This window comes from Streptomyces sp. BoleA5, from assembly GCF_000373665.1.
Classification (GTDB): Bacteria; Actinomycetota; Actinomycetes; order Streptomycetales; family Streptomycetaceae; genus Actinacidiphila.
The window spans coordinates 1-20,319 of record NZ_KB892133.1 but is presented as its reverse complement, the minus strand read 5'-3'; the positions used below and the strand labels follow the sequence as shown (position 1 = coordinate 20,319).

Genomic DNA, 20,319 nt, shown 5'->3' with positions numbered 1-20,319 from the left:
CGCACGGCCTGCGACTGGAGACAGTGTGACGGAGAACGTCGACGCGAAAGCCCACGACGGACACGCCCCTGCAGGCTATGCGGCGGCCCGGCTGGCCCTCCTGAACGGCGAGGGGCCGTCCGGGCCGCCGCGGCGCAAGGCGCTGGCCGTCCTCACCGACACATGGCTGGCCGACCTCGCCCGCGGCGCGGCCGACCGGACCGCGACCAGGGGCTGGTCACTGGTCGCCGTCGGCGGCTACGGCAGGGGCGAGCTCTCCCCGCGCAGCGATCTCGACCTGCTGCTGCTCCACGACGGCTCCGCCGGGGCCGCGGACGTCGCCGGCCTCGCCGACGGGATCTGGTACCCGGTCTGGGACCTGGGCGTCGCCCTCGACCACTCCGTGCGCACCCCGGCCGAGGCCCTCAAGACCGCCGCCGAGGACCTCAAGGTCCAGCTCGGCCTCCTCGACGCCCGCCACATCGCCGGGGACACCGCCCTCACCGCGTCGCTGCGCACCGCCGTCCTCGCCGACTGGCGCAACCAGGCCCCCAAGCGCCTCCCGGCGCTCCACGAGCTGTGCCTGGAACGCGCCGAACGCCACGGCGAGCTCTCGTACCTGCTGGAGCCGGACCTCAAGGAGGCCCGCGGCGGACTGCGCGACGCCACCGCCCTGCGCGCCGTCGCCGCCTCCTGGCTCGCCGACGCGCCCCGCGAGGGCCTGGAGGACGCCCGCACCAGGCTGCTCGACGCCCGGGACGCCCTCCACCTGGTGACCGGCCGCGCCACCGACCGGCTGGCCCTTCAGGAGCAGGACCAGGTGGCCGGCGCACTCGGCCTGCTGGACGCCGACGCGCTGCTGCGCCAGGTGTACGAGGCCGCCCGGACCGTCGGCTACGCCTTCGACGTCACCTGGCGCGAGGTCGGCCGGGTCCTGCGTTCCCGCCAGTCGCGGCCCCGCAGGCGCGGGCTGCTCGGCCGCTCCCGTCCCGAGCAGGGCAACCCGCCCGAGCGCACCCCGCTCGCCGAGGGCGTCGTGGAGCACGAGGGCGAGGCCGTCCTCGCGCTCACGGCCAGGCCCGAGCGCGACCCGGTGCTGCCGCTGCGCGCAGCGGCGGCAGCGGCCGAGCACGGCGTACCGCTGTCGCTGCACGCGGTCCGACGGCTGGGCGTGGCCCAGGCGACCCGGCCGCTGCCGGTGCCGTGGCCCGCCGAGGCCCGCGAACAGCTCGTCACGCTGCTGGGCGCGGGGGAGTCCACGGTGCCGGTGTGGGAGGCACTGGAGGCCGAGGGCATGATCACCCGGCTGCTCCCCGACTGGGAGCGGGTCCGCTGCCGCCCGCAGCGCAACGCCGTGCACATCTGGACCGTCGACCGGCACCTCGTCGAGTGCGCCGTGCGCGCCTCGCGCCTGACCCGCCGGGTCGGCCGTCCCGACCTCCTGCTCATCGCCGCCCTGCTGCACGACATCGGCAAGGGCTGGCCCGGTGACCACTCCGAGGCCGGCGAGGTCATCGCCCGCGACGTCGCGGCCCGCTTCGGCTTCGGCCGCGCCGACGTGGAGACGCTGGCCCTGCTCGTCCGCCACCACCTGCTGCTGATCGAGACCGCGACCCGGCGCGACCTGGACGACCCCGCCACCGTGCAGAGCGTCGCCGACGCCGTCCGCGACCCCGAGACGCTGGAACTGCTGCACGCGCTGACCGAGGCGGACGCCCTTGCCACCGGTCCCGCGGCCTGGAGCGCGTGGCGGTCCTCACTCGTCGGCGACCTGGTCAAGCGGGTCGCCGCCGTCCTGGCGAGCGGGGCGGTGCCCGAGCCGGCCGACCCCGAGCCCACCGCCGAGGAGGAGCGCCTGGCCGTCGAGGCGGCGCGCACCGGGGGCCCTGTCATCGCGCTGCGCGCCCACGCCGAACCCGACCCCGACGGGACGGCCACGCGGACCGCCGACGACGAACCCGAGCCCGTCGGGGTGGAGCTGCTGCTCGCCGTTCCCGACCGCCCAGGGCTGCTCGCCGCGGCGGCGGGCGTGCTCGCCCTGCACCGGCTGACCGTCCGCGCCGCCGACCTGCGCACGGTCGACCCCATCGGCGACGGCCCGGTGACCCTCCTGCGCTGGCGGGTGGCCGCCCAGTACGGCTCGCTGCCCGAGGCGGCACGGCTGCGCAACGACTTCGCCCGGGCCTTCGCGGGCTCCCTCGACATCGAGTCGCGGCTGGCGGAGCGCGAGTCCGCCCATCCCCGCCGCCGCGGGGTCACGTCCCCGCCGCCCCGGGTCACCGTCGCCCCCGGCAGCTCCACCGCCGCCACCGTCATCGAGGTCCGCGCCCACGACGCCCCGGGGCTGCTGCACCGCATCGGCAGGGCCCTGGAGGCCACCGGCGTGAACGTCCGGTCCGCCCGCATCAGTACGCTCGGCGCCAACGCGGTGGACGCGTTCTACGTCACCGACACCGCCGGCGCTCCGCTCCCCGACGTACGCGCGGCCGAGGTCGCCGACCAGGTGGAGCGGGCCCTGCGCTGACGCGGTGGAGACCATTCACGGGCCGGGCGGATACCCTTGAGGACGACCTATCACCCGCCCCCGACCTGAGGATCCGCGACCGACGTGTTCGACACCCTTTCCGACCGCCTCGCAGCGACGTTCAAGAACCTCCGGGGCAAGGGCCGCCTCTCCGAGGCGGACATCGACGCCACGGCGCGCGAGATCCGTATCGCGCTGCTGGAGGCGGATGTCGCGCTGCCGGTGGTCCGTGCCTTCATCAAGCAGGTCAAGGAGCGGGCGAGCGGGGCCGAGGTGTCCCAGGCCCTCAACCCCGCCCAGCAGGTCATCAAGATCGTCAACGACGAGCTGATCGGCATCCTCGGCGGTGAGACCCGCCGGCTGCGCTTCGCCAAGCAGCCGCCGACCGTCATCATGCTCGCCGGTCTGCAGGGCGCCGGCAAGACGACCCTGGCGGGCAAGCTCGGCCGCTGGCTGGCGAGCCAGGGCCACGCCCCGCTGCTGGTCGCCGCCGACCTCCAGCGCCCCAACGCCGTCAACCAGCTCCAGGTCGTCGCGGAGCGGGCGGGCGTCGCGGTCTACGCGCCGGAGCCCGGCAACGGCGTGGGCGACCCGGTCCAGGTCGCCAAGGACTCCCTCGAGCACGCCCGCACCAAGCAGTACGACGTCGTGGTCGTCGACACCGCCGGCCGCCTCGGTATCGACGCCGAGATGATGCAGCAGGCCGCGGACATCCGTGACGCCGTGCGGCCCGACGAGATCCTCTTCGTCGTCGACGCCATGATCGGCCAGGACGCGGTCAACACCGCCGAGGCCTTCCGCGACGGCGTCGGCTTCGACGGCGTCGTGCTCTCCAAGCTCGACGGCGACGCCCGCGGTGGTGCCGCGCTCTCCATCGCGCACGTCACCGGCCGCCAGATCATGTTCGCCTCCAACGGCGAGAAGCTGGACGACTTCGACGCCTTCCACCCCGACCGGATGGCCTCGCGCATCCTGGGCATGGGTGACGTCCTCAGCCTGATCGAGAAGGCCGAGCAGACCTTCAGCCAGGCCGAGGCCCAGAAGATGGCCGAGAAGCTGGCCAAGGGCCCCAAGGAGTTCACCCTCGACGACTTCCTCCAGCAGATGGAGCAGGTCCGCAAGATGGGCTCGATCTCCAAGCTGCTCGGCATGCTCCCGGGCATGGGCCAGATCAAGGACCAGATCAACAACCTCGACGAGCGCGACGTGGACCGCACGGCCGCGATCATCAAGTCGATGACCCCGGGCGAGCGCCACGACCCCACGATCATCAACGGCTCCCGCCGCGCCCGCATCGCGCGCGGTTCCGGTGTGGACGTCAGCGCCGTGAAGAGCCTGGTGGAGCGGTTCTTCGAGGCCCGCAAGATGATGTCGCGGATGGCCCAGGGCGGCATCCCCGGGATGCCCGGCATGCCGGGCCTGGGCGGCGGCGCCCGCCAGAAGAAGCAGCAGAAGAAGGCCAAGGGCAAGCGCCAGAGCGGCAACCCGCTCAAGCGCGCCGAGCAGGAGAAGGCCGATGCCGCCCGCCGGGAGCAGCAGGCCGGAGGCGCCTTCGGGATGCCGGCGGCCCAGGAGGGCCAGAACTTCGAACTGCCCGACGAGTTCAAGAAGTTCATGGGCTGATCCGGTCCCGTTTCCGTACGGCGGCGGCGCTTCCCGGGAGGGAGGAGCCGCCGCCGCGCGTGCATCATGGACCCATGCGCGTACACATCCGTGCCCCGGAGCCGGCCGACGCTCCCGCGTACCGGCAGGCGGTGCTGCGTTCCGCCGAGCACGTCGGCCGGTGGAACCCGGTCGAACCGGACGGGCTGCCCGAACTGCTGCGGCGCCAGGGGCCCGTGCTGCGGACGTTCCTGATCCTCGACGAGGACACCGGCGGGATCGTCGGCAAGTGCAACGTGGCCAACATCGTCATGGGGCGCTTCCGCAACGCCAGCCTGGGCTACGACAGCTATGTGCCCTTCGCCGGGACCGGACGGATGAGCGAGGGCCTGCGGCTGGTCGTCGACCGCTGCTTCGCCCGCGAGCCGCAGGGACTGGGCCTGCACCGGCTGGAGATCAACGTGCAGCCGGAGAACGAACGGTCCGTCGCCATGGCCAGAAGACTCGGCTTCCGGCACGAGGGCTTCACCCCCCGCATGCTCTACCTGAACGACGCCTGGCGCGACCACGAGCGCTTCGCGCTCACCGTCGAGGAGTGGCCCGGGGCCTGAGGGGCGCCGGAGCGGCGCTGTCCTTATGGTCGGGGTATGGGCAATCCCGTACCGCCCCGGCAGAATCCGGACGACCCATGGCGGACGGAGGGCGCGCCGCCCTCCTCGCCCACCCGGCGACGGCGCCGCATGGGCGGCTGGGGCGGCATGATCCTGACGGCGCTCGTCGTCTTCCTCATCACCGACCTGGTGCTCTCGCTCTTCACCGGGTCCCGGCCGACCACGATCTCGTACACCGAATTCGGCCGGCAGCTCGCCGCGGACAACATCTCGAAGATCTACTCCAAGGGCGACTCCATCGAGGGGCAGCTCAAGCGGAAGCAGGACGTGCCCGGGGCGGACGAGGGCACGTTCATGCAGTTCAAGACCCAGCGGCCGGTCTTCGCCGACGACGACCTGTGGGCGACCCTGACGAGGAACAAGGTCACCGTCACCGCCGAACCCGTCGTCCAGCAGCGCGGACTGCTCTACAACCTGCTGCTCTCGCTCGCGCCGGTGCTGCTGCTGGTCGTGCTGTGGCTCTACGTCTCCCGCCGGATGAGCAAGCTCGCGGGCGGGCTCGGCGGCCTGGGCGGCATCGGCCGCAGGGCCCCGCCGCGGCCGGTCGTCCCCGAGCTGGGCCGCCGTACCACCTTCGCCGACGTGGCGGGCATCGACGAGGTCGAGGCCGAGCTCAACGAGGTCGTCGACTTCCTCAAGCGCCCGCAGGCCTACCGGGCGCTGGGGGCGCGGATGCCACGCGGCGTGCTGCTGGCCGGACCACCCGGCACCGGCAAGACGCTGCTCGCCCGGGCCGTGGCCGGCGAGGCCGACGTGCCGTTCTTCTCCGCCTCCGCCTCCGAGTTCATCGAGATGATCGTGGGCGTCGGCGCCGGGCGGGTGCGCGAGCTGTTCGCCGAGGCCCGCAAGGTCGCCCCGGCGATCATCTTCATCGACGAGATCGACACCATCGGGCGCGCCCGCGGCGCCGCGGGCGGCATCGGCGGCCACGACGAGCGGGAGCAGACCCTCAACCAGATCCTCACCGAGATGGACGGCTTCTCCGGCTCCGAGGGCGTCGTCGTCATCGCCGCCACCAACCGGCCCGACGTCCTGGACCCGGCCCTGACCAGGCCCGGCCGCTTCGACCGCGTCGTCCACGTCAGCCCGCCCGACCGTACGGGCCGCGAGGCCATCCTCGGCATCCACCTGCGCCAGGTCCCCCTGGAGAGCGGCATCGACCTGACCACCGTGGCCCGTGCCACGCCCGGGATGACGGGCGCGGAACTGGCCAACCTCGCCAACGAGGCGGCGCTGCTCGCCGTCAAGCGCGGGAAGTCCGCCGTCGGGCAGGGCGAGCTCTCCGACGCACTCGAGAAGGTGCAGCTGGGCGCGGCACGCCCACTCGTCATACCCGCCGAGGAGCGCCGCCGCACCGCCTACCACGAGTCCGGGCACGCCCTGCTCGGCATGCTGCACCCGGGCGCCGACCCCGTACGCAAGATCACCATCGTGCCGCGCGGCCGCGCTCTCGGCGTCACCCTCTCCACCCCCGACTCCGACCACTACGCGTACACCGAGGAGTACCTGCGCGGCCGGATCATCGGCGCGCTCGGCGGCATGGCCGCCGAGCACGTCGTCTTCGGGGTGGTCACCACCGGCGCCGAGAACGACCTGGAGCAGGTCACCAACGTCGTCCGGGGCATGGTCGGCCGCTGGGGCATGAGCGAGAAGGTCGGCCCGCTCTCCGCGATCCCGGCCGACTCCCAGCAGCCCTACGGACTGTCCGCCGCCCCCGCCACCCTCGACGTGATCGACGCCGAGATGCGCCGGATCGTCGACGAGTGCTACGGGACGGCGTGCCGGCTGCTGAGCCGGCACCGCGAGCAACTGGACGCCCTCGCGGAGCGGCTGCTGGAGGCGGAGACGCTGGAGGAGGGCGAGGCCTACGAGGCGGCGGGCATCCCGCGGCTCGCGAAGGCCGCCGAGTGACCGCCGTGTGATCGCGGCCGCGTGCGCGCGGGGACGTCCCGGCTACACCCGGGCCACCAGGTACCGGAACACGTTCTCCATCCGGACCGTGCCGTCGGCGCGCCGGTACGCGTGCAGCGCCTCGCGCAGTTCCTTGCGCACCTGGTCCTCGTCCGTGGCCGCCACGGCCGCGTCGAAGAGCCCGGTCGACACCAGGCCGCGTACCGCGCTGTCCATGTCGGGGTAGCCGAAGGGGCAGGACACCCGTCCCGAGCCGTCCGGGCGCAGCCCCGCGTCCCGCGCCAGGTCCTCCAGATCGTCCCGGCCGCTGAGCCGGACCGCGGCCGCCGCGGCGGCGGTGGCGTCGCGCGGTTCGGCCAGCCGGGCCGCGACCCGCAGCACCCGCCCGGTGGCGCAGCGCTCGGGCGGCCCCCAGCCGGCCAGCACGACCGGGCCGCCCCGCTCCGCCAGGCCCGCCGCGGCCCTGAGCGCCGGGACCAGCTCACCGCGCGCCGTCCCCGGATCGAGGGCGGTCACCACCGTGAACGGCGCCCCCTCCGTGCCGGACACATCCTGCGGGCCGCCCGGCACGAGCCGGGTGCGCCCGTCCGACCGTACCGGCGTGCCCCACTGCGGCTCGGGCAGCAGCCGCTGCCGGGCCAGCGCGAGCCGCCGTTCGTCCGGATCGCATCCCGTGACCGCCGCGCCCCGGGCCGAGGCCATCAGCAGCGCGAGTCCCGATCCGCACCCGATGCCGAGCAGCCGGGTGCGGGGGCCGACCTCCAATCGCTCGTGCACCGCCTCGTAGAGCGGTACGAGCATCCGCTCCTGGATCTCCGCCCAGTCACGCGCCCTGCCGTCGGTCCGGTGTGTTCGTGGGTGCCGTGCGAGCGTAGGTGTCATCGAGCGCCCCAATCAGCCGCGTCCGCTGTCTCGCCGAAAGCCTTCCTCGTACGCCCCCCGGTTACGCCGCGCACCGTCGCCGTCACGCCGCGCATGCCCCCGGAGCCAGCCAACTCCCCTTCCGGGCCGTAGTCCAGAGGTTTGAAGGTGAGGATCGGGCCGATTCCCCGACCCCGCCGATTCACGTCCGGCGCCGCTGTCCCCGTACCATCTGCGGCATGGCAAAGGCTCCCGTACTCACACCCCAGGCGGACGACTTCCCGCGCTGGTACCAGGACCTGATCAACAAGGCCGAGCTGGCCGACAACGGCCCGGTGCGCGGCACCATGGTCATCCGGCCGTACGGGTACTCGCTGTGGGAGCGGATGCAGCAGGAGATGGACGCGCGGATCAAGGAGGCGGGCGCCCAGAACGCGTACTTCCCGCTCTTCATCCCGCAGTCCTACCTGACCCGGGAGGCCGAGCACGTCGAGGGCTTCGCGCCGGAGCTGGCCGTGGTCACCCACGGCGGCGGCAAGGAGCTGGAGGAGCCGGTCGTCGTCCGGCCCACCTCCGAGACGATCATCAACGAATACTTCTCCAAGTGGGTGCAGAGCTACCGCGACCTGCCGCTGCTCATCAACCAGTGGGCCAACGTGGTCCGTTGGGAGATGCGCTCGCGGCTCTTCCTCCGCACGAGTGAGTTCCTGTGGCAGGAGGGCCACACCGCGCACGCCACCTACGAGGACGCCCGTGAGTACGCCGCGATGATCCACCGCGACGTGTACGGCGACTTCATGACCGAGGTCCTCGCAATCGACGTCGTCCTCGGCCGCAAGACCGCCCGCGAGCGCTTCGCCGGCGCCATCAACACCCTCACCCTCGAGGGCATGATGGGCGACGGCAAGGCGCTCCAGCTGGGCACCAGCCACGAGCTGGGCACCAACTTCGCCAAGGCCTTCAACACCTCCTACCTCTCGAAGGAGGGGCAGCAGGAGCTGGTCTGGCAGACCTCCTGGGGTGTGTCGACCCGCATGGTCGGCGGCCTGATCATGTCGCACGGCGACGACAACGGACTGCGTGTGCCGCCGCGGCTGGCCCCGGTCCAGGCCGTCGTCCTGGCGATCAAGGGCGACGACGCGGTCGTCGCCAAGGTCCGCGAGATCGGTGACCGGCTCAAGGCCGCGGGCATTCGCGTCCAGGTCGACGTGCGCACCGACACCCCCTTCGGCCGGCGCGCCGTGGACTGGGAGCTCAAGGGCGTCCCCGTCCGCGTCGAGGTCGGCCCGCGCGACCTGGAGAACGGCACCGCGATGCTCGCCCGCCGCATCCCCGGGGGCAAGGAGCCGGTGGCGATCGACGAGCTGGCCGCGCTGCTGCCCAAGGTGCTGGAGGAGGACCAGGCCACCCTGCTGCGCCAGTCCCGCGAGCGCCGCGAGTCCCGCACCGTGGACGTCAGGACGATCGCCGAGGCCGCCGAGGCCGCGGCCACCGGCTGGGGCCGCATCCCGTGGGCGGACCTGGGCCCGGAGGGCGAGGCCAAGCTGGCCGAGCAGGGCGTGTCCGTGCGCTGCCTCCTCACCGAGGACGGCGCTGTTCCGGAAGCGGACGACGCGCCGGGTACCGTCGCGCTCGTCGCGCGGGCATACTGACCGTCAACTGACTGAAAAGCGACGTACGTAATCGGAAGTACGTCCATGCTTGAGGCGGGTGCGTGACTTCTCCACTGTCCTCCGCACCCGCCCTCAGCCGTACGCATCATCCGGAACTGACTAGTACGTGCAAAATATTTGGGATGGCCCGGTATCGGAACACAGGGCGCCCCCGGCTCGTTGTCACGACGTGAGCACGACACCACCAGTCCTCGCCGCCGAGCTGGCAGTCGCATGGGCCGACATTCAACGGCACCATCCCGAACTGCCCGACCTGGCCGCCCCCGAGTCCCTGATCGGAGAGTCCTCGTCCGCGTGCGGCACGGAGCTCTCCTTCGAGCGCCTGCTGCACGAGGCCGTCCACGGAGTCGCCGCCGCACGCGGCGTCCGGGACACCTCGCGGGCAGGTCGCTACCACAACCGTCGATTCCTGGCCATCGCCGACGAGCTCGGCCTGGACCACTCCGAGGAGCCGCACCCCAGCAGCGGCTTCTCCCTGGTCCAGATGCGCCCGGACACCAAGAAGCGCTACCGGGCGACGATCGACCGCCTGCAGCGCGCGCTCAGAGCGCACACCGCGGCGACCGCCGCCGACACCGCCCGCAGTTTCCGCGGGCCCGCCGCCCGGCACGGGTCCTCGGGCGGAGGCGTACGGGTGAAGGCGGTCTGCGACTGCGGACGCAACGTCCGGGTCGTGCCGTCCGTGCTCGCGCAGGCGCCGATCGTCTGCGGGGCGTGCGGTACGCCGTTCCGGATTCCGGAGGCCGCGGCGGTCGCGTGAGCGCCCGCCGCGGCACGGGGGCGGTGCCGTACGGGGGGCAGCGCCGGTGGGGTCACCGGCGTGCGGTGGCATGCCCGCCGTATGGCAGAATGGTCAGCTGAGCACTCGGCAGCCGTGCAGGACCCCTCTCTCCTTCGGCTGACGCGTCCGTCGGGCAAACCGGCTCCACAACCCCACGTGGTGGTCTGTTCTGCCCAACCACGTCAACACCAGGAGAACCCACTCCCGTGGCAGTCAAGATCAAGCTGAAGCGTCTGGGCAAGATCCGTTCGCCTCACTACCGCATCGTCGTCGCCGACTCCCGTACCCGCCGTGACGGCCGGGCCATCGAGGAGATCGGTCTGTACCACCCGGTCCAGAACCCGTCGCGCATCGAGGTCAACGCCGATCGTGTCGCGTACTGGCTGGGTGTCGGCGCGCAGCCGACCGAGCCCGTGCTCGCCATCCTGAAGAAGACCGGCGACTGGCAGAAGTTCAAGGGCGAGCCGGCCCCGGCCCCGCTCCTGGTCGCCGAGCCCAAGGCCGACAAGCGCGCCCTCTTCGAGGCCGCCGCCAAGGACGCCGGTGACGAGCCCAAGGGTGAGGCCATCACCCAGAAGGCCAAGAAGTCCGACAAGAAGGACGAGGCCGCCGAGGCGGCCGAGTCGACCGAGGCCTGATCGTGCTCGAGGAGGCCCTCGAGCACCTGGTCAAGGGCATCGTCGACAATCCCGACGAGGTGCAGGTCGCCGCGCGCACCCTGCGTCGCGGGAAGGTCCTCGAGGTCCGGGTGCACCCCGACGACCTCGGCAAGGTGATCGGCCGCAACGGCCGCACCGCCCGCGCCCTGCGCACCGTCGTGGGCGCGATCGGCGGACGGGGTGTGCGCGTCGACCTCGTCGACGTGGACAACGTCCGCTGAGGTACGCAGCACCGGCACGGGCCGGGGGTGGCACTTGGGCCGCCCCCGGCCCGTGGCCTTATCCGACACGTGAGCACAGGAGCGCGAACAAGTGCAGCTGGTAGTGGGACGCATCGGCCGCGCCCATGGCATCAAGGGCGAGGTCTCGGTGGAGGTGCGCACCGACGAGCCCGAACTGCGGCTCGCCCCGGGCGCCGTGCTCGTCACGGACCCGGCCTCGGCCGGCCCGCTCACCGTCGAGACCGGCCGGGTGCACAGCGGCCGGCTGATGCTGCGCTTCGCGGGCGTCAAGGACCGCACCGGCGCCGAGGCGCTGCGCAACGTCCTGCTCATCGCCGACGTCGACCCGGACGAGACGCCGGAGGACCCCGAGGAGTTCTACGACCACCAGCTGGTCGACCTCGACGTGGTCACCGTCGACGGGACCGAGGTCGGCCGGATCAAGGAGATCTCCCACCTGCCGTTCCACGACCTGCTGGTCGTCGAACGGCCGGACGGCAGCGAGGTCATGGTGCCCTTCGTCGCCGAGATCGTTCCCGAGATCGACCTGGAGGAGCAGCGGGCCGTCATCGACCCCCCGCCCGGTCTGCTGGACGAGGCCGAGGCGGAGCAGTAGGACCATGCGCATCGACGTCGTCACGATCTTCCCCGAGTACCTGGAGCCGCTGAACGTCTCCCTGGTCGGCAAGGCCCGGGAGCGAGGCCTGCTGGACGTACGCGTCCACGACCTGCGCGAGTGGACCCACGACCGGCACAACACCGTCGACGACACCCCGTACGGCGGCGGGCCCGGCATGGTCATGAAGCCCGAGCCGTGGGGCGAGGCCCTGGACGCGGTCCTGGAGTCGGGCGAGGGCTCGCCCGTGCTGGTGGTGCCCACCCCGAGCGGCCGCCCCTTCACCCAGGAGCTCGCGGTCGAGCTGTCCGGGAAGCCCTGGCTGGTCTTCACCCCGGCGCGCTACGAGGGCATCGACCGGCGGGTCATCGAGGAGTACGGCGACCGGCTCGACGTCCGCGAGGTCTCCATCGGCGACTACGTGCTGGCCGGCGGCGAGGCCCCGGTCCTGGTGATGGTCGAGGCGGTCGCCCGCCTGCTGCCCGGCGTGCTGGGCAACGCCGAGTCCCACCGCGACGACTCCTTCGCCCCCGGCGCGATGGCCGACCTGCTGGAGGGCCCGGTCTTCACCAAGCCCCCGGTCTGGCGCGACCGCGGCGTCCCGGAGGTGCTGCTCAGCGGCCACCACGGCAAGGTCGCCCGCTGGCGCCGCGACGAGGCCTTCCGCCGTACCGCGCAGAACCGTCCCGACCTGATCGAGCGCTGCGACCCGGCGGCCCTCGACAAGAAGGACCGCTCGATGCTCGCCGCACTCGGCTGGGTACTCGGCGAGGACGGGCGATTTGGGCGAGCCGCGGAGTCCGTGGAAGAATAGGCGGCTGCCGTAGTGCGTCCGGCGTGCGCCCCTGCCACAGGGGGACATGACGACCGTCCGACGGGCCGGCATTCGTATCACCACCACAATCCGCCGATGACCTGTGGCATGGGCGAAGAAAGCAGACGAACATGTCTCACCTGCTCGACACCGTCGACGCCGCGTCGCTGCGCAGCGACGTTCCGGCCTTCCGCCCGGGTGACACCGTCAACGTCCACGTCCGCGTGATCGAGGGCAACCGCTCCCGTATCCAGCAGTTCAAGGGCGTTGTCATCCGTCGCCAGGGTTCCGGCGTCCGTGAGACCTTCACGGTGCGCAAGGTCTCCTTCAGCGTCGGCGTCGAGCGCACCTTCCCGGTGCACAGCCCGATCTTCGAGAAGATCGAGCTCGTGACCCGTGGTGACGTGCGTCGGGCCAAGCTGTACTACCTCCGTGAGCTGCGCGGCAAGGCCGCGAAGATCAAGGAGAAGCGCGAGCGCTGAGCCCGCCGGGCGCAAGCGGAGCCCTATAGGCTCTGCGCTCGATGGACACAGAGGTACACCTTCCGGAGCGCGACCGCGCCGATGCCGCCGAACGGCGGGATGAGCGGTCGCGCTTCGGCGTACGTACACAGCGGTATGCGCTCCTCGTCGTGGCGGCCGCCGCCGTGGTCGCGCTGGTCAACGTGTTCGTCGCGCAGCCCTTCGAGATTCCCAGCGGTTCGATGGAGAACACCCTGCGGGCCGGGGACCGCGTGCTCGTCAACAAACTGGCGTACCGTTTCGGCGGGATGCCCGCCAGGGGCGACGTCGTGGTCTTCGACGGCGGGGGATCCTTCGTGCAGGGCTCCGGCGGGACCGACTTCGTCAAGCGCGTGGTCGGTGTCGGTGGGGACCGGGTGACCTGCTGCGACAACCGGGGCAGGATCACCGTCAACGGGCGCCCGCTGGACGAGACCTATCTTTACCCCGGCGACACACCGTCCCGGGTAGCGTTCGACATCGAGGTTCCGAAGGGGAGGCTGTGGGTGATGGGCGACCACCGTGCCGACAGTCGTGATTCCCGTGATCATCTCGGTGACCCCGGAGGGGGCACGGTTCCCGTCGACAAGGTGATCGGCCGGGCGGAGGCGACCATATGGCCGCTGGGCCGCCGCCGGTCGCTGGACGGCGCCCATGGGTAGCCGCGGCCGGGAGCACGCCGGCCAGCCGAGCCGCGCCGCGTACCTGGGCGAGGAGCCGGCCGGCCCGCGCAGGGGCGGCGGCCGGGCCGATCGACGCAAGCTGGCGCGGAAGGTCAAGCGCAGGCGGCGCCGTTCCGCGGCCAAGGAGATACCCCTGCTCATCGGGGTCGCGCTGCTGATCGCGCTGGTCCTCAAGACCTTCCTGCTGCAGGCTTTCGTCATTCCGTCGGGTTCGATGGAGCAGACGATCAGGATCGGCGACCGCGTGGTCGTCGACAAGCTCACGCCGTGGTTCGGCTCCCGTCCCCAGCGCGGCGACGTGGTGGTGTTCAAGGACCCCGGCAACTGGCTGGACGGCGAGCAGGCCCAGGCCGGCGAGGACCCGGTGGTCGTCAAGCAGGTCAAGGAGTTCTTCACCTTCATCGGGCTGCTGCCGTCGGCTGACGAGCAGGACCTGATCAAGCGGGTGGTCGCGGTCGGCGGCGACACGGTGAAGTGCTGTGACGCCCAGGGCAGGATCACCGTCAACGGGACCCCGCTGAACGAGCCCTACATCCATCCGGGGAATCCGCCGTCGGAGATCAAGTTCACGGTCAAGGTCCCGCCGAACCGGCTCTTCGTGATGGGCGACCACCGCTCCAACTCCGCGGACTCCCGCTTCCACCTCAAGGACGCCGGCGACGGCACCGTGCCCGAGAGCCTCGTGGTGGGCAGGGCCTTCGCCGTGGCCTGGCCGATGGGGCACTGGGCCGGACTGAAGGAACCGGCGACGTACTCCGGCGTCGCCGCGCCCGGGGGTTCGGGCGCGTCTGCCGCGAGGGCGGGCCCCGGGGTGGCAACATCCAACAATCGGCAAGGAATGGCCCCGCTCCCGACTCCTGCGGAACTCCCGCTCGTTATGGGGGTGGTGAGCTTGCGCCGCATATGGCGCGGGCGGCAGCGCATGGCAAGCGGAGTAGGGAGTGGATGTGGGGGACCTGGTGGTCGGCGCAAGGTCCGGACGCGAAGAGCCGGAGGATCGGGGCCCCACGTCGAGCGGTTCGTCGGGCGGTTCGTCAGGCGGCGGCGAGGCGCCGCCCGGACGGAAAGGCCCGGACGCGGGCGCGGAGGCCTCCGAAGAGGCGAGTGACACGAACGACCGTGACGGCGGCGGGGACAAGAAGCAGCAGCGTTCGTTCTGGAAGGAACTGCCCCTGCTGATCGTCATCGCTCTCGCGCTGGCCTGGTTGATCAAGACCTTCCTGCTGCAGGCGTTCTCCATTCCCTCGGCGTCGATGGAGAACACCCTCAGGATCGGCGACCGGGTACTCGTCGACAAGCTCACGCCCTGGTTCGGCTCCGAGCCCGAGCGCGGCGAGGTCGTGGTCTTCCACGACCCGGGCGGCTGGCTCGGCGAGACCGTCCCGGTGGACACCAACCCGGTGACGGGCGCGATCCAAAAGGGCCTGAGCTTCGTCGGCCTCATGCCGTCCGCGGAGGAGAAGGACCTGATCAAGCGGGTCATCGCGGTCGGTGGCGACACGGTGGAGTGCAAGGGCACCGGCCCGGTCAAGGTGAACGGCAAGGCGCTGGAGGAGCCGTACATCTACCCCGGGAACACCCCCTGTGGTGACCGCCCCTTCGGTCCGATCAAGGTCCCGCAGGGCCGCATCTGGGTCATGGGCGACCACCGGCAGGACTCCCTGGACTCCCGCTACCACCAGAACCTGCCGGGCAACGGCACGGTCTCCGTGGACGAGGTCGTCGGCCGGGCGGTCGTCGTGGCCTGGCCGATCAGCAACTGGTCCACACTGCCCGTGCCCGGCACCTTCGACCAGCCGGGCATCAACGCCGCGGCCGCGGGTCTGCCCGCCACGGCTCTGCCGGCCGCGGGCGGACTGGCCGGCGCGGTCCCGCTGGTGATGTGGCGGCGGCGCCGTCTGATCAACCGGGCCGGGTGACGGGGCTGCCCCCGGTCCGTACCCCCGGGTAGGGTGCGGACGCATGAGCACGAGCACACGCACGGGCACGCGGACGGCGACGGGGCGAGCGAGCGGGCAGGGCGGCGGACGGATCGGGCGGATAGCCTCCGGTCTGGCCGTCGCCCTCGGCTGCGTCCTCTTCCTGGGCGGTTTCGTCTGGGCGGCGCTGGTCTACCGGCCGTACACCGTCCCCACCGGATCCATGACCCCGACCGTGGACGCGGGCGACAAGATCCTCGCCCAGCGGATCGACGGCTCCGAGGTGCGACGCGGGGACATCGTGGTCTTCACCGACCCGCTCTGGGGCGACGTCCCCATGGTGAAGCGGGTGGTGGCGGTCGGTGGTGACAAGGTGGCCTGCTGCGACAAGCAGGGGCGGCTCACCGTCGACGGCAAGCCGGTCGACGAGCCGTACCGCCTGGACACCGAGGGCCCGGCCTCGCCCATGCCCTTCTCGGCCACCGTGCCGCAGGGCAACCTGTTCATGATGGGCGACAACCGGGCGACGTCGGAGGACTCCCGCCTCCGCCTCGGCGACGCCGACAACGGCTCCGTGCCGCGCGGCACGGTGTCCGCACGGGTCGACGGTGTGGCCTGGCCGTTCGGCCGCGCGGGCATGGTCGACCGGACCGGAGCCTTCGCCGCCCTGCCGGGCGAGGGGCCCTCCGCCCCCGGTCCGCTGCGCACGATGGGCGTGGCGATCGCGGCCGGCGTGGTCCTGATCTTCGCGGGTGCGGCCTACGGCCCGGTCGCGGCCCGGGCCCGGCGCAGGGCGGCGCGATAGCCATGCGACGGCGCGCGGCCCGGGTCATCCTGCTCGACCCCTCCGACCGGATCCTGCTGCTGCACGGGTACGAGCCGGAGGACCCGTCCGTCACCTGGTGGTTCACCCCGGGCGGAGGCGTCGAGGAGGGCGAGAGCCTGGAGGTCGCCGCACGCCGGGAGCTGGCGGAGGAGACCGGGATCACCACGGCCCTGCTGGGGCCTGTGCTGTGGGAGCGCTCGTGCGCCTTCGACTTCGACGGCCGGCGCTGGGAGCAGGACGAGTGGTACTACCTGGCCCGCACCGACGACGTCCGGGTGCACACGGGCGGCCTCACGGAGCTGGAGCAGCGCAGCGTGGACGGCCTGCGATGGTGGACGTGCGAGGAACTGCTCGCCTCGCATGAGACGGTGTACCCGACCAGGCTCGCCGAGCTGCTGCGCAGGCTGCTCGACGAAGGTCCCCCATTGTCCCCGATTCACCTGGGGACGGAGCGTGACTGACGCACAATGGGGGGACGTACGGCTGAAGGGGAACATGCCATGAGCGCCGAGGACCTCGAGAAGTACGAGACCGAGATGGAGCTGAAGCTCTACAGGGAGTACCGGGATGTCGTCGGCCTGTTCAAGTACGTGATCGAGACGGAGCGTCGTTTCTACCTCACCAACGACTACGAGATGCAGGTGCACTCGGTCCAGGGCGAGGTGTTCTTCGAGGTCTCCATGGCTGACGCGTGGGTGTGGGACATGTACCGGCCGGCGCGCTTCGTCAAGCAGGTGCGCGTGCTGACGTTCAAGGACGTGAACATCGAGGAGCTGAACAAGGCCGACCTCGACCTGCCCTCGGACGACTCCGGCTTCAACGGCTGAGGCGGCCGGGGCCGACGGGTTGTCCACAGGCCCCCATCAAGATCATCTCTCGGGCGCCACCTCCCTCACAGTGAGTGACGGAGGTGGTACGGATGAACGCCCGAGGAGCTTTCGGACGCTACGGCGAGGAACTGGCGGCACGGTCGCTGACCGACGCCGGGATGATCGTGCTGGAGCGGAACTGGCGGTGCCGGCACCGCGAACGCCACGGCGAGATCGACATCGTGGCGGCGGACGGGGACGCGCTCGTCGTGTGCGAGGTGAAGTCGCGCGCCGAGAAATGCGGTGAGCACCCCATGGCCGCGGTCACCCCGCGCAAGGCCGAGCGGCTGCGTCAGCTGGCCGAATGCTGGCTCGCCGACCACGGCGGGCCGCCGCCGGGCGGCGTGCGGATCGACGTGGTGGGCGTGGTGCTGCCGCCCCGGGGCGCCGCCCGCGTCGAGCACGTGCGGGGGGTGGAGTGATGGGCTTCGCCCGTACGTGTTCTGTGGCGCTGCTGGGCGTGGACGGCGTCGTCGTCGAGGTCCAGGCGGACCTGGAGGCGGGGGTGGCGACGTTCACGCTGGTGGGGCTGCCCGACAAGAGCCTCAGCGAGAGCCGTGACCGGGTCCGTGCCGCCATCGTGAACAGCGGTGAGACCTGGCCGCAGAAGAAGCTCACGGTCGGGCTCAGCCCGGCCTCCGTCCCCAAGGGCGGCAGCGGCTTCGACCTGGCGGTGGCCTGTGCCGTGCTCGCCGCGAACGACCGCGTCGACCCGCGCGACATCGCCGACCTGATGATGATCGGGGAGCTCGGGCTCGACGGCCGGGTCCGCCCGGTCCGCGGTGTGCTGCCCGCGGTCCTTGCGGCCGCGGACGCCGGGTACCGCCACGTCGTGGTGCCCGAGCGGACGGTCGCCGAGGCCTCGCTCGTTCCGGGGGTCTCCGTGCTCGGGGTCCGCAGCCTGCGGCAGCTGATCGCGCTGCTCAACGACGAGCTCGCCCCGGAGGAGGACGAGGAGCCCGCCGACGGGCGGCCCGACCCGATGCTGGCCGGCCTCACCCTGCCGGGTGTCGGCCACGGCACGGGGCTCGCCGACACCGGCACCCCGGACCTGGCCGAGGTCGCGGGGCAGGGCGCCGCCAGGACCGCCCTGGAGGTCGCGGCCGCGGGCGGCCACCACATCTACCTCAAGGGACCGCCCGGCGCGGGCAAGACGATGCTCGCCGAGCGGCTTCCCGGGCTGCTGCCGCCCCTCACCCGCCAGGAGGCGGTGGAGGTCACCGCCGTGCACTCGGTCGCCGGGATCCTGCCGCCGGGCCGGCACATGGTGGAGCAGCCGCCGTACTGCGCGCCGCACCATTCGGCGACCATGCAGTCCCTCGTCGGCGGCGGGAACGCGATGCCGCGGCCGGGCGCCGTCTCGCTCTCCCACAAAGGGGTACTTTTTCTGGACAGAACGTGTAAAACAGGTGGGCCGCTCCCTCGCGGGCCAGGACATAGAACAGGGCCCCCGCCGGATCGGCAACCGGCGGGGGCCCTGGCGTGTGGGGGCCTACAGGCTGTGTCGGCGCACGGCCGGGCCCTGGCGTTTCTTGCAGATGGTCAGGTCAGCGCACACGAGGACGCGACCGCCGGGGCCGGACCCGGTCTCGACGAGGTGAATGATCCCGTCGTTCGTGTGGTGCTGGCACCGGGCGCACGTTCCCGTGTCCCTGATCGCGCCGTCCTCGATGATCGTCACTGCGCCACCCCTCGCGCCTCGCGCCAGATGCGGAGCAGGCCGGCGCCGACGCGACAGTCGTCGTCGTGGCAGGCTGCGCACGTCTGCGCGTGGTCGATGTAGTCCCGGTACGCGGCCTGCACGCCACCCTCGGCGACGGCCAGGCGGCGGGGCAGCCGCGGTCGTTCGTCTATGGCAGCGACGGCCGTTGTCTTACGCTGTGGCATGTCGACCCCTTCTAAGGTTCGGTCGGCCAGCCCCCGGACCGTTCGCGCGGTCGCGGGGGTCTTTTCGTCACTCACGGTACATCGAGTGTGCTAGGGGTGCTAGGCGTTGTAAGCATTGCTCACTCGCGAGGGATGCGTGTCGTGCCTACCGTGTGCGGTATGGCAGAGATCGACATGGCTTCCGACGTGCCGCGATGGGTGCAGATCGCCGAGATTCTGCGGGCCCGCATCGCCGATGGCACGTACCCGGCGAGGGAGCGCGTGCCGTCGGTCCTCGCGCTGCAAGACGAATTCGGCGTCGCAACGGCGACGGCACAGAAGTCACTCAAAGCCCTTAGACCGACCGGCAAATGGATCATGTGAGGCGTCGAGTGGTGGGTCGGTCGTCCCAGCGGTAGCGACTCGTTGCTCGGCGGATCAGCATGCGGAGCGTGACGAGGGTGGCGGCGAGGTAGAGGTAGAAGTCCACGACCTTGCCGCTTCTCTCCGTGCAGCGCCGTAGCTTGCCGTAGTCGTTCATCCATGAGTGCGTGCGTTCGACCACCCAGCGTTTGCCGGCCTGGATCGGAGCCGGCACGCCCTTGCGCGCGATCTCGGCAGAGAATCCCAACTCTGCCACCAGCGCACGGGACTTGGCACTGTCGTAACCGCGGTCGAGGTTGACGTTGACCGTCATCGGCATCGCGCCGACCTGGGCTTTCGCGGCTTCCAGGGTGGGGCCGAGCAGAGGCGAGTCGTGCCGGTTGGCACCGTCGGAGACGATCCCGAGAGGGACACCGCACGCGTCGGAGGCGACGGAGCGCTTCAGCCCCTGCTTGCCCCGGTCGACCGGGGAACGTCCGGCCTTCTCGCCCCCGGAAGGAGCCTTGGTGATGCAGCCGTCAACGGAGATCTCGCTCAGCCCCAGGCCGATCATCCGGTCGTACGCCTCAAGCGCGAGGGCGTGCACCTGACCGGATATTCCCAGCTCAGCCCACTCTTTGACGCGCCGTCGGATCGTGCGGTCAGAACATCCGGGACTGGAGATCCGTTCGTATCCGGAGCCGTGGACCAGCGCGAGCACGATGTGCTCGAAGACCTTCCGGTCGGAGATCCGACGGCGGTGACAGCCGAGCGGATGGTCCGCGACGAACTCTCCCCGGACGGGCAGAAGGGCAGCGAACTGGTTCCAGAGGGGTTCAAGCAGGCAAGATGGCAGAGCGGGCACGGCGTCCTTCATGATCACTGAGCGTAGAGAACTCCATGATCACGTAGGCCCGTGCCCGTGCCGCATCCAGACCATCTCTCAGACGCACAGCGGCCACCTATTGCCGGTCGGTCTTA

At 71.7% G+C, this 20,319-nt stretch carries 21 protein-coding genes and 1 pseudogene; 20 read left to right on the top strand and 2 right to left on the bottom strand.

Annotated elements, in window-relative coordinates; all coding sequences use genetic code 11:
• Positions 1–25: 25 nt before the first annotated feature.
• The 4 genes from B085_RS0133460 to ftsH all read left to right on the top strand — a co-directional run bounded on the left by B085_RS0133460 (position 26) and on the right by ftsH (position 6,687).
• On the top strand, positions 26–2,503 hold the full coding sequence (locus B085_RS0133460; protein ID WP_018562966.1) for a [protein-PII] uridylyltransferase: 2,478 nt from the start codon (positions 26–28) through the stop codon (positions 2,501–2,503).
• Positions 2,504–2,587: 84 nt separating this feature from the next.
• Positions 2,588–4,126, top strand: coding sequence for a signal recognition particle protein (gene ffh / locus B085_RS0133455; RefSeq protein ID WP_018562965.1), 1,539 nt, complete (start codon positions 2,588–2,590; stop codon positions 4,124–4,126).
• A gap of 74 nt (positions 4,127–4,200) precedes the next feature.
• Positions 4,201–4,716 carry a GNAT family N-acetyltransferase gene (locus B085_RS0133450; protein ID WP_018562964.1) on the top strand — a complete coding sequence of 172 codons (516 nt, stop codon included), beginning with the start codon at positions 4,201–4,203 and terminating at the stop codon, positions 4,714–4,716.
• A 36-nt stretch (positions 4,717–4,752) separates the two neighbouring features.
• The gene (ftsH, locus tag B085_RS0133445; protein ID WP_026251707.1) at positions 4,753–6,687 is read left to right on the top strand and encodes an ATP-dependent zinc metalloprotease FtsH; all 1,935 of its coding nucleotides are present in this window, start codon (positions 4,753–4,755) and stop codon (positions 6,685–6,687) included.
• A 42-nt stretch (positions 6,688–6,729) separates the two neighbouring features.
• Here ftsH and B085_RS0133440 read toward each other — a convergent pair whose 3' ends face one another.
• Positions 6,730–7,569, bottom strand: coding sequence for a class I SAM-dependent methyltransferase (locus tag B085_RS0133440; RefSeq protein ID WP_106435093.1), 840 nt, complete (start codon positions 7,567–7,569; stop codon positions 6,730–6,732).
• A 218-nt stretch (positions 7,570–7,787) separates the two neighbouring features.
• On the opposite strand from B085_RS0133440, the gene proS reads away from it, so the two are divergent.
• The 16 genes and pseudogenes from proS to B085_RS44650 all read left to right on the top strand — a co-directional run bounded on the left by proS (position 7,788) and on the right by B085_RS44650 (position 19,359).
• On the top strand, positions 7,788–9,200 hold the full coding sequence (gene proS, locus B085_RS0133435; RefSeq protein ID WP_018562961.1) for a proline--tRNA ligase: 1,413 nt from the start codon (positions 7,788–7,790) through the stop codon (positions 9,198–9,200).
• Positions 9,201–9,390: 190 nt separating this feature from the next.
• A complete protein-coding gene (locus B085_RS0133430; protein WP_018562960.1) occupies positions 9,391–9,981 on the top strand; it encodes a hypothetical protein in 591 nt (196 codons plus the stop codon).
• Between the two features lie 227 nt (positions 9,982–10,208).
• Complete coding sequence (gene rpsP / locus B085_RS0133425; protein ID WP_018562959.1) at positions 10,209–10,640, top strand: 30S ribosomal protein S16; 432 nt, start codon at positions 10,209–10,211, stop codon at positions 10,638–10,640.
• 2 nt (positions 10,641–10,642) lie between these two features.
• Positions 10,643–10,882, top strand: a complete 240-nt coding sequence (locus B085_RS0133420; RefSeq protein ID WP_018562958.1) for an RNA-binding protein — start codon at positions 10,643–10,645, stop codon at positions 10,880–10,882.
• Between the two features lie 91 nt (positions 10,883–10,973).
• The gene (gene rimM / locus B085_RS0133415) at positions 10,974–11,498 is read left to right on the top strand and encodes a ribosome maturation factor RimM (protein ID WP_018562957.1); all 525 of its coding nucleotides are present in this window, start codon (positions 10,974–10,976) and stop codon (positions 11,496–11,498) included.
• A 4-nt stretch (positions 11,499–11,502) separates the two neighbouring features.
• Positions 11,503–12,312, top strand: a complete 810-nt coding sequence (trmD, locus tag B085_RS0133410; protein WP_018562956.1) for a tRNA (guanosine(37)-N1)-methyltransferase TrmD — start codon at positions 11,503–11,505, stop codon at positions 12,310–12,312.
• 131 nt (positions 12,313–12,443) lie between these two features.
• Positions 12,444–12,794 carry a 50S ribosomal protein L19 gene (gene rplS, locus B085_RS0133405; RefSeq protein ID WP_018562955.1) on the top strand — a complete coding sequence of 117 codons (351 nt, stop codon included), beginning with the start codon at positions 12,444–12,446 and terminating at the stop codon, positions 12,792–12,794.
• A gap of 41 nt (positions 12,795–12,835) precedes the next feature.
• A complete protein-coding gene (lepB, locus tag B085_RS0133400; protein ID WP_018562954.1) occupies positions 12,836–13,474 on the top strand; it encodes a signal peptidase I in 639 nt (212 codons plus the stop codon).
• A pseudogene (gene lepB, locus B085_RS52035) lies at positions 13,467–14,153 on the top strand (signal peptidase I); the annotation flags it as partial. The gene lepB (B085_RS0133400) and the pseudogene lepB (B085_RS52035), both read left to right, overlap by 8 nt.
• A 289-nt stretch (positions 14,154–14,442) precedes the next feature.
• Positions 14,443–15,414, top strand: a complete 972-nt coding sequence (lepB, locus tag B085_RS44660) for a signal peptidase I (RefSeq protein ID WP_018562952.1) — start codon at positions 14,443–14,445, stop codon at positions 15,412–15,414.
• Between the two features lie 43 nt (positions 15,415–15,457).
• Complete coding sequence (lepB, locus tag B085_RS0133385) at positions 15,458–16,219, top strand: signal peptidase I (protein ID WP_018562951.1); 762 nt, start codon at positions 15,458–15,460, stop codon at positions 16,217–16,219.
• Positions 16,220–16,221: 2 nt separating this feature from the next.
• Complete coding sequence (locus B085_RS0133380) at positions 16,222–16,701, top strand: NUDIX hydrolase (protein ID WP_018562950.1); 480 nt, start codon at positions 16,222–16,224, stop codon at positions 16,699–16,701.
• Positions 16,702–16,740: 39 nt separating this feature from the next.
• Positions 16,741–17,067, top strand: a complete 327-nt coding sequence (locus B085_RS0133375; protein ID WP_018562949.1) for a DUF2469 domain-containing protein — start codon at positions 16,741–16,743, stop codon at positions 17,065–17,067.
• Positions 17,068–17,159: 92 nt separating this feature from the next.
• Positions 17,160–17,531: a YraN family protein gene (locus B085_RS0133370; protein ID WP_018562948.1), complete on the top strand. Its 372-nt coding sequence runs from the start codon at positions 17,160–17,162 to the stop codon at positions 17,529–17,531.
• On the top strand, positions 17,531–18,892 hold the full coding sequence (locus B085_RS44655) for a YifB family Mg chelatase-like AAA ATPase (RefSeq protein ID WP_018562947.1): 1,362 nt from the start codon (positions 17,531–17,533) through the stop codon (positions 18,890–18,892). The genes B085_RS0133370 and B085_RS44655 overlap by 1 nt, the downstream gene beginning before the upstream one ends.
• Before the next feature lie 263 nt (positions 18,893–19,155).
• Entirely contained in the window at positions 19,156–19,359 is a 204-nt protein-coding gene (locus B085_RS44650) for a GntR family transcriptional regulator (RefSeq protein WP_018562946.1), read from the top strand.
• Here the strand turns inward: B085_RS44650 and B085_RS0133355 are convergent.
• Positions 19,352–20,203 (bottom strand): IS5 family transposase, encoded by an 852-nt coding sequence (locus B085_RS0133355; protein ID WP_026250888.1) that lies wholly within the window; start codon positions 20,201–20,203, stop codon positions 19,352–19,354. The genes B085_RS44650 and B085_RS0133355 overlap by 8 nt on opposite strands.
• Positions 20,204–20,319: the final 116 nt, after the last annotated feature.

Excerpts from the sequence above, each read along its gene's own strand:
- B085_RS0133450 (WP_018562964.1), top strand. The coding sequence starts at position 4,201 with ATGCGCGTACACATCCGTGCCCCGGAGCCGGCCGACGCTCCCGCGTAC.
- ftsH (WP_026251707.1), top strand. The coding sequence starts at position 4,753 with ATGGGCAATCCCGTACCGCCCCGGCAGAATCCGGACGACCCATGGCGG.
- B085_RS0133440 (WP_106435093.1), bottom strand. The coding sequence starts at position 7,569 with ATGACACCTACGCTCGCACGGCACCCACGAACACACCGGACCGACGGC.
- proS (WP_018562961.1), top strand. The coding sequence starts at position 7,788 with ATGGCAAAGGCTCCCGTACTCACACCCCAGGCGGACGACTTCCCGCGC.
- trmD (WP_018562956.1), top strand. The coding sequence starts at position 11,503 with ATGCGCATCGACGTCGTCACGATCTTCCCCGAGTACCTGGAGCCGCTG.
- rplS (WP_018562955.1), top strand. The coding sequence starts at position 12,444 with ATGTCTCACCTGCTCGACACCGTCGACGCCGCGTCGCTGCGCAGCGAC.
- lepB (WP_018562954.1), top strand. The coding sequence starts at position 12,836 with ATGGACACAGAGGTACACCTTCCGGAGCGCGACCGCGCCGATGCCGCC.
- lepB (WP_018562951.1), top strand. The coding sequence starts at position 15,458 with ATGAGCACGAGCACACGCACGGGCACGCGGACGGCGACGGGGCGAGCG.
- B085_RS0133380 (WP_018562950.1), top strand. The coding sequence starts at position 16,222 with ATGCGACGGCGCGCGGCCCGGGTCATCCTGCTCGACCCCTCCGACCGG.
- B085_RS0133375 (WP_018562949.1), top strand. The coding sequence starts at position 16,741 with ATGAGCGCCGAGGACCTCGAGAAGTACGAGACCGAGATGGAGCTGAAG.
- B085_RS0133370 (WP_018562948.1), top strand. The coding sequence starts at position 17,160 with ATGAACGCCCGAGGAGCTTTCGGACGCTACGGCGAGGAACTGGCGGCA.
- B085_RS44655 (WP_018562947.1), top strand. The coding sequence starts at position 17,531 with ATGGGCTTCGCCCGTACGTGTTCTGTGGCGCTGCTGGGCGTGGACGGC.
- B085_RS44650 (WP_018562946.1), top strand. The coding sequence starts at position 19,156 with ATGGCAGAGATCGACATGGCTTCCGACGTGCCGCGATGGGTGCAGATC.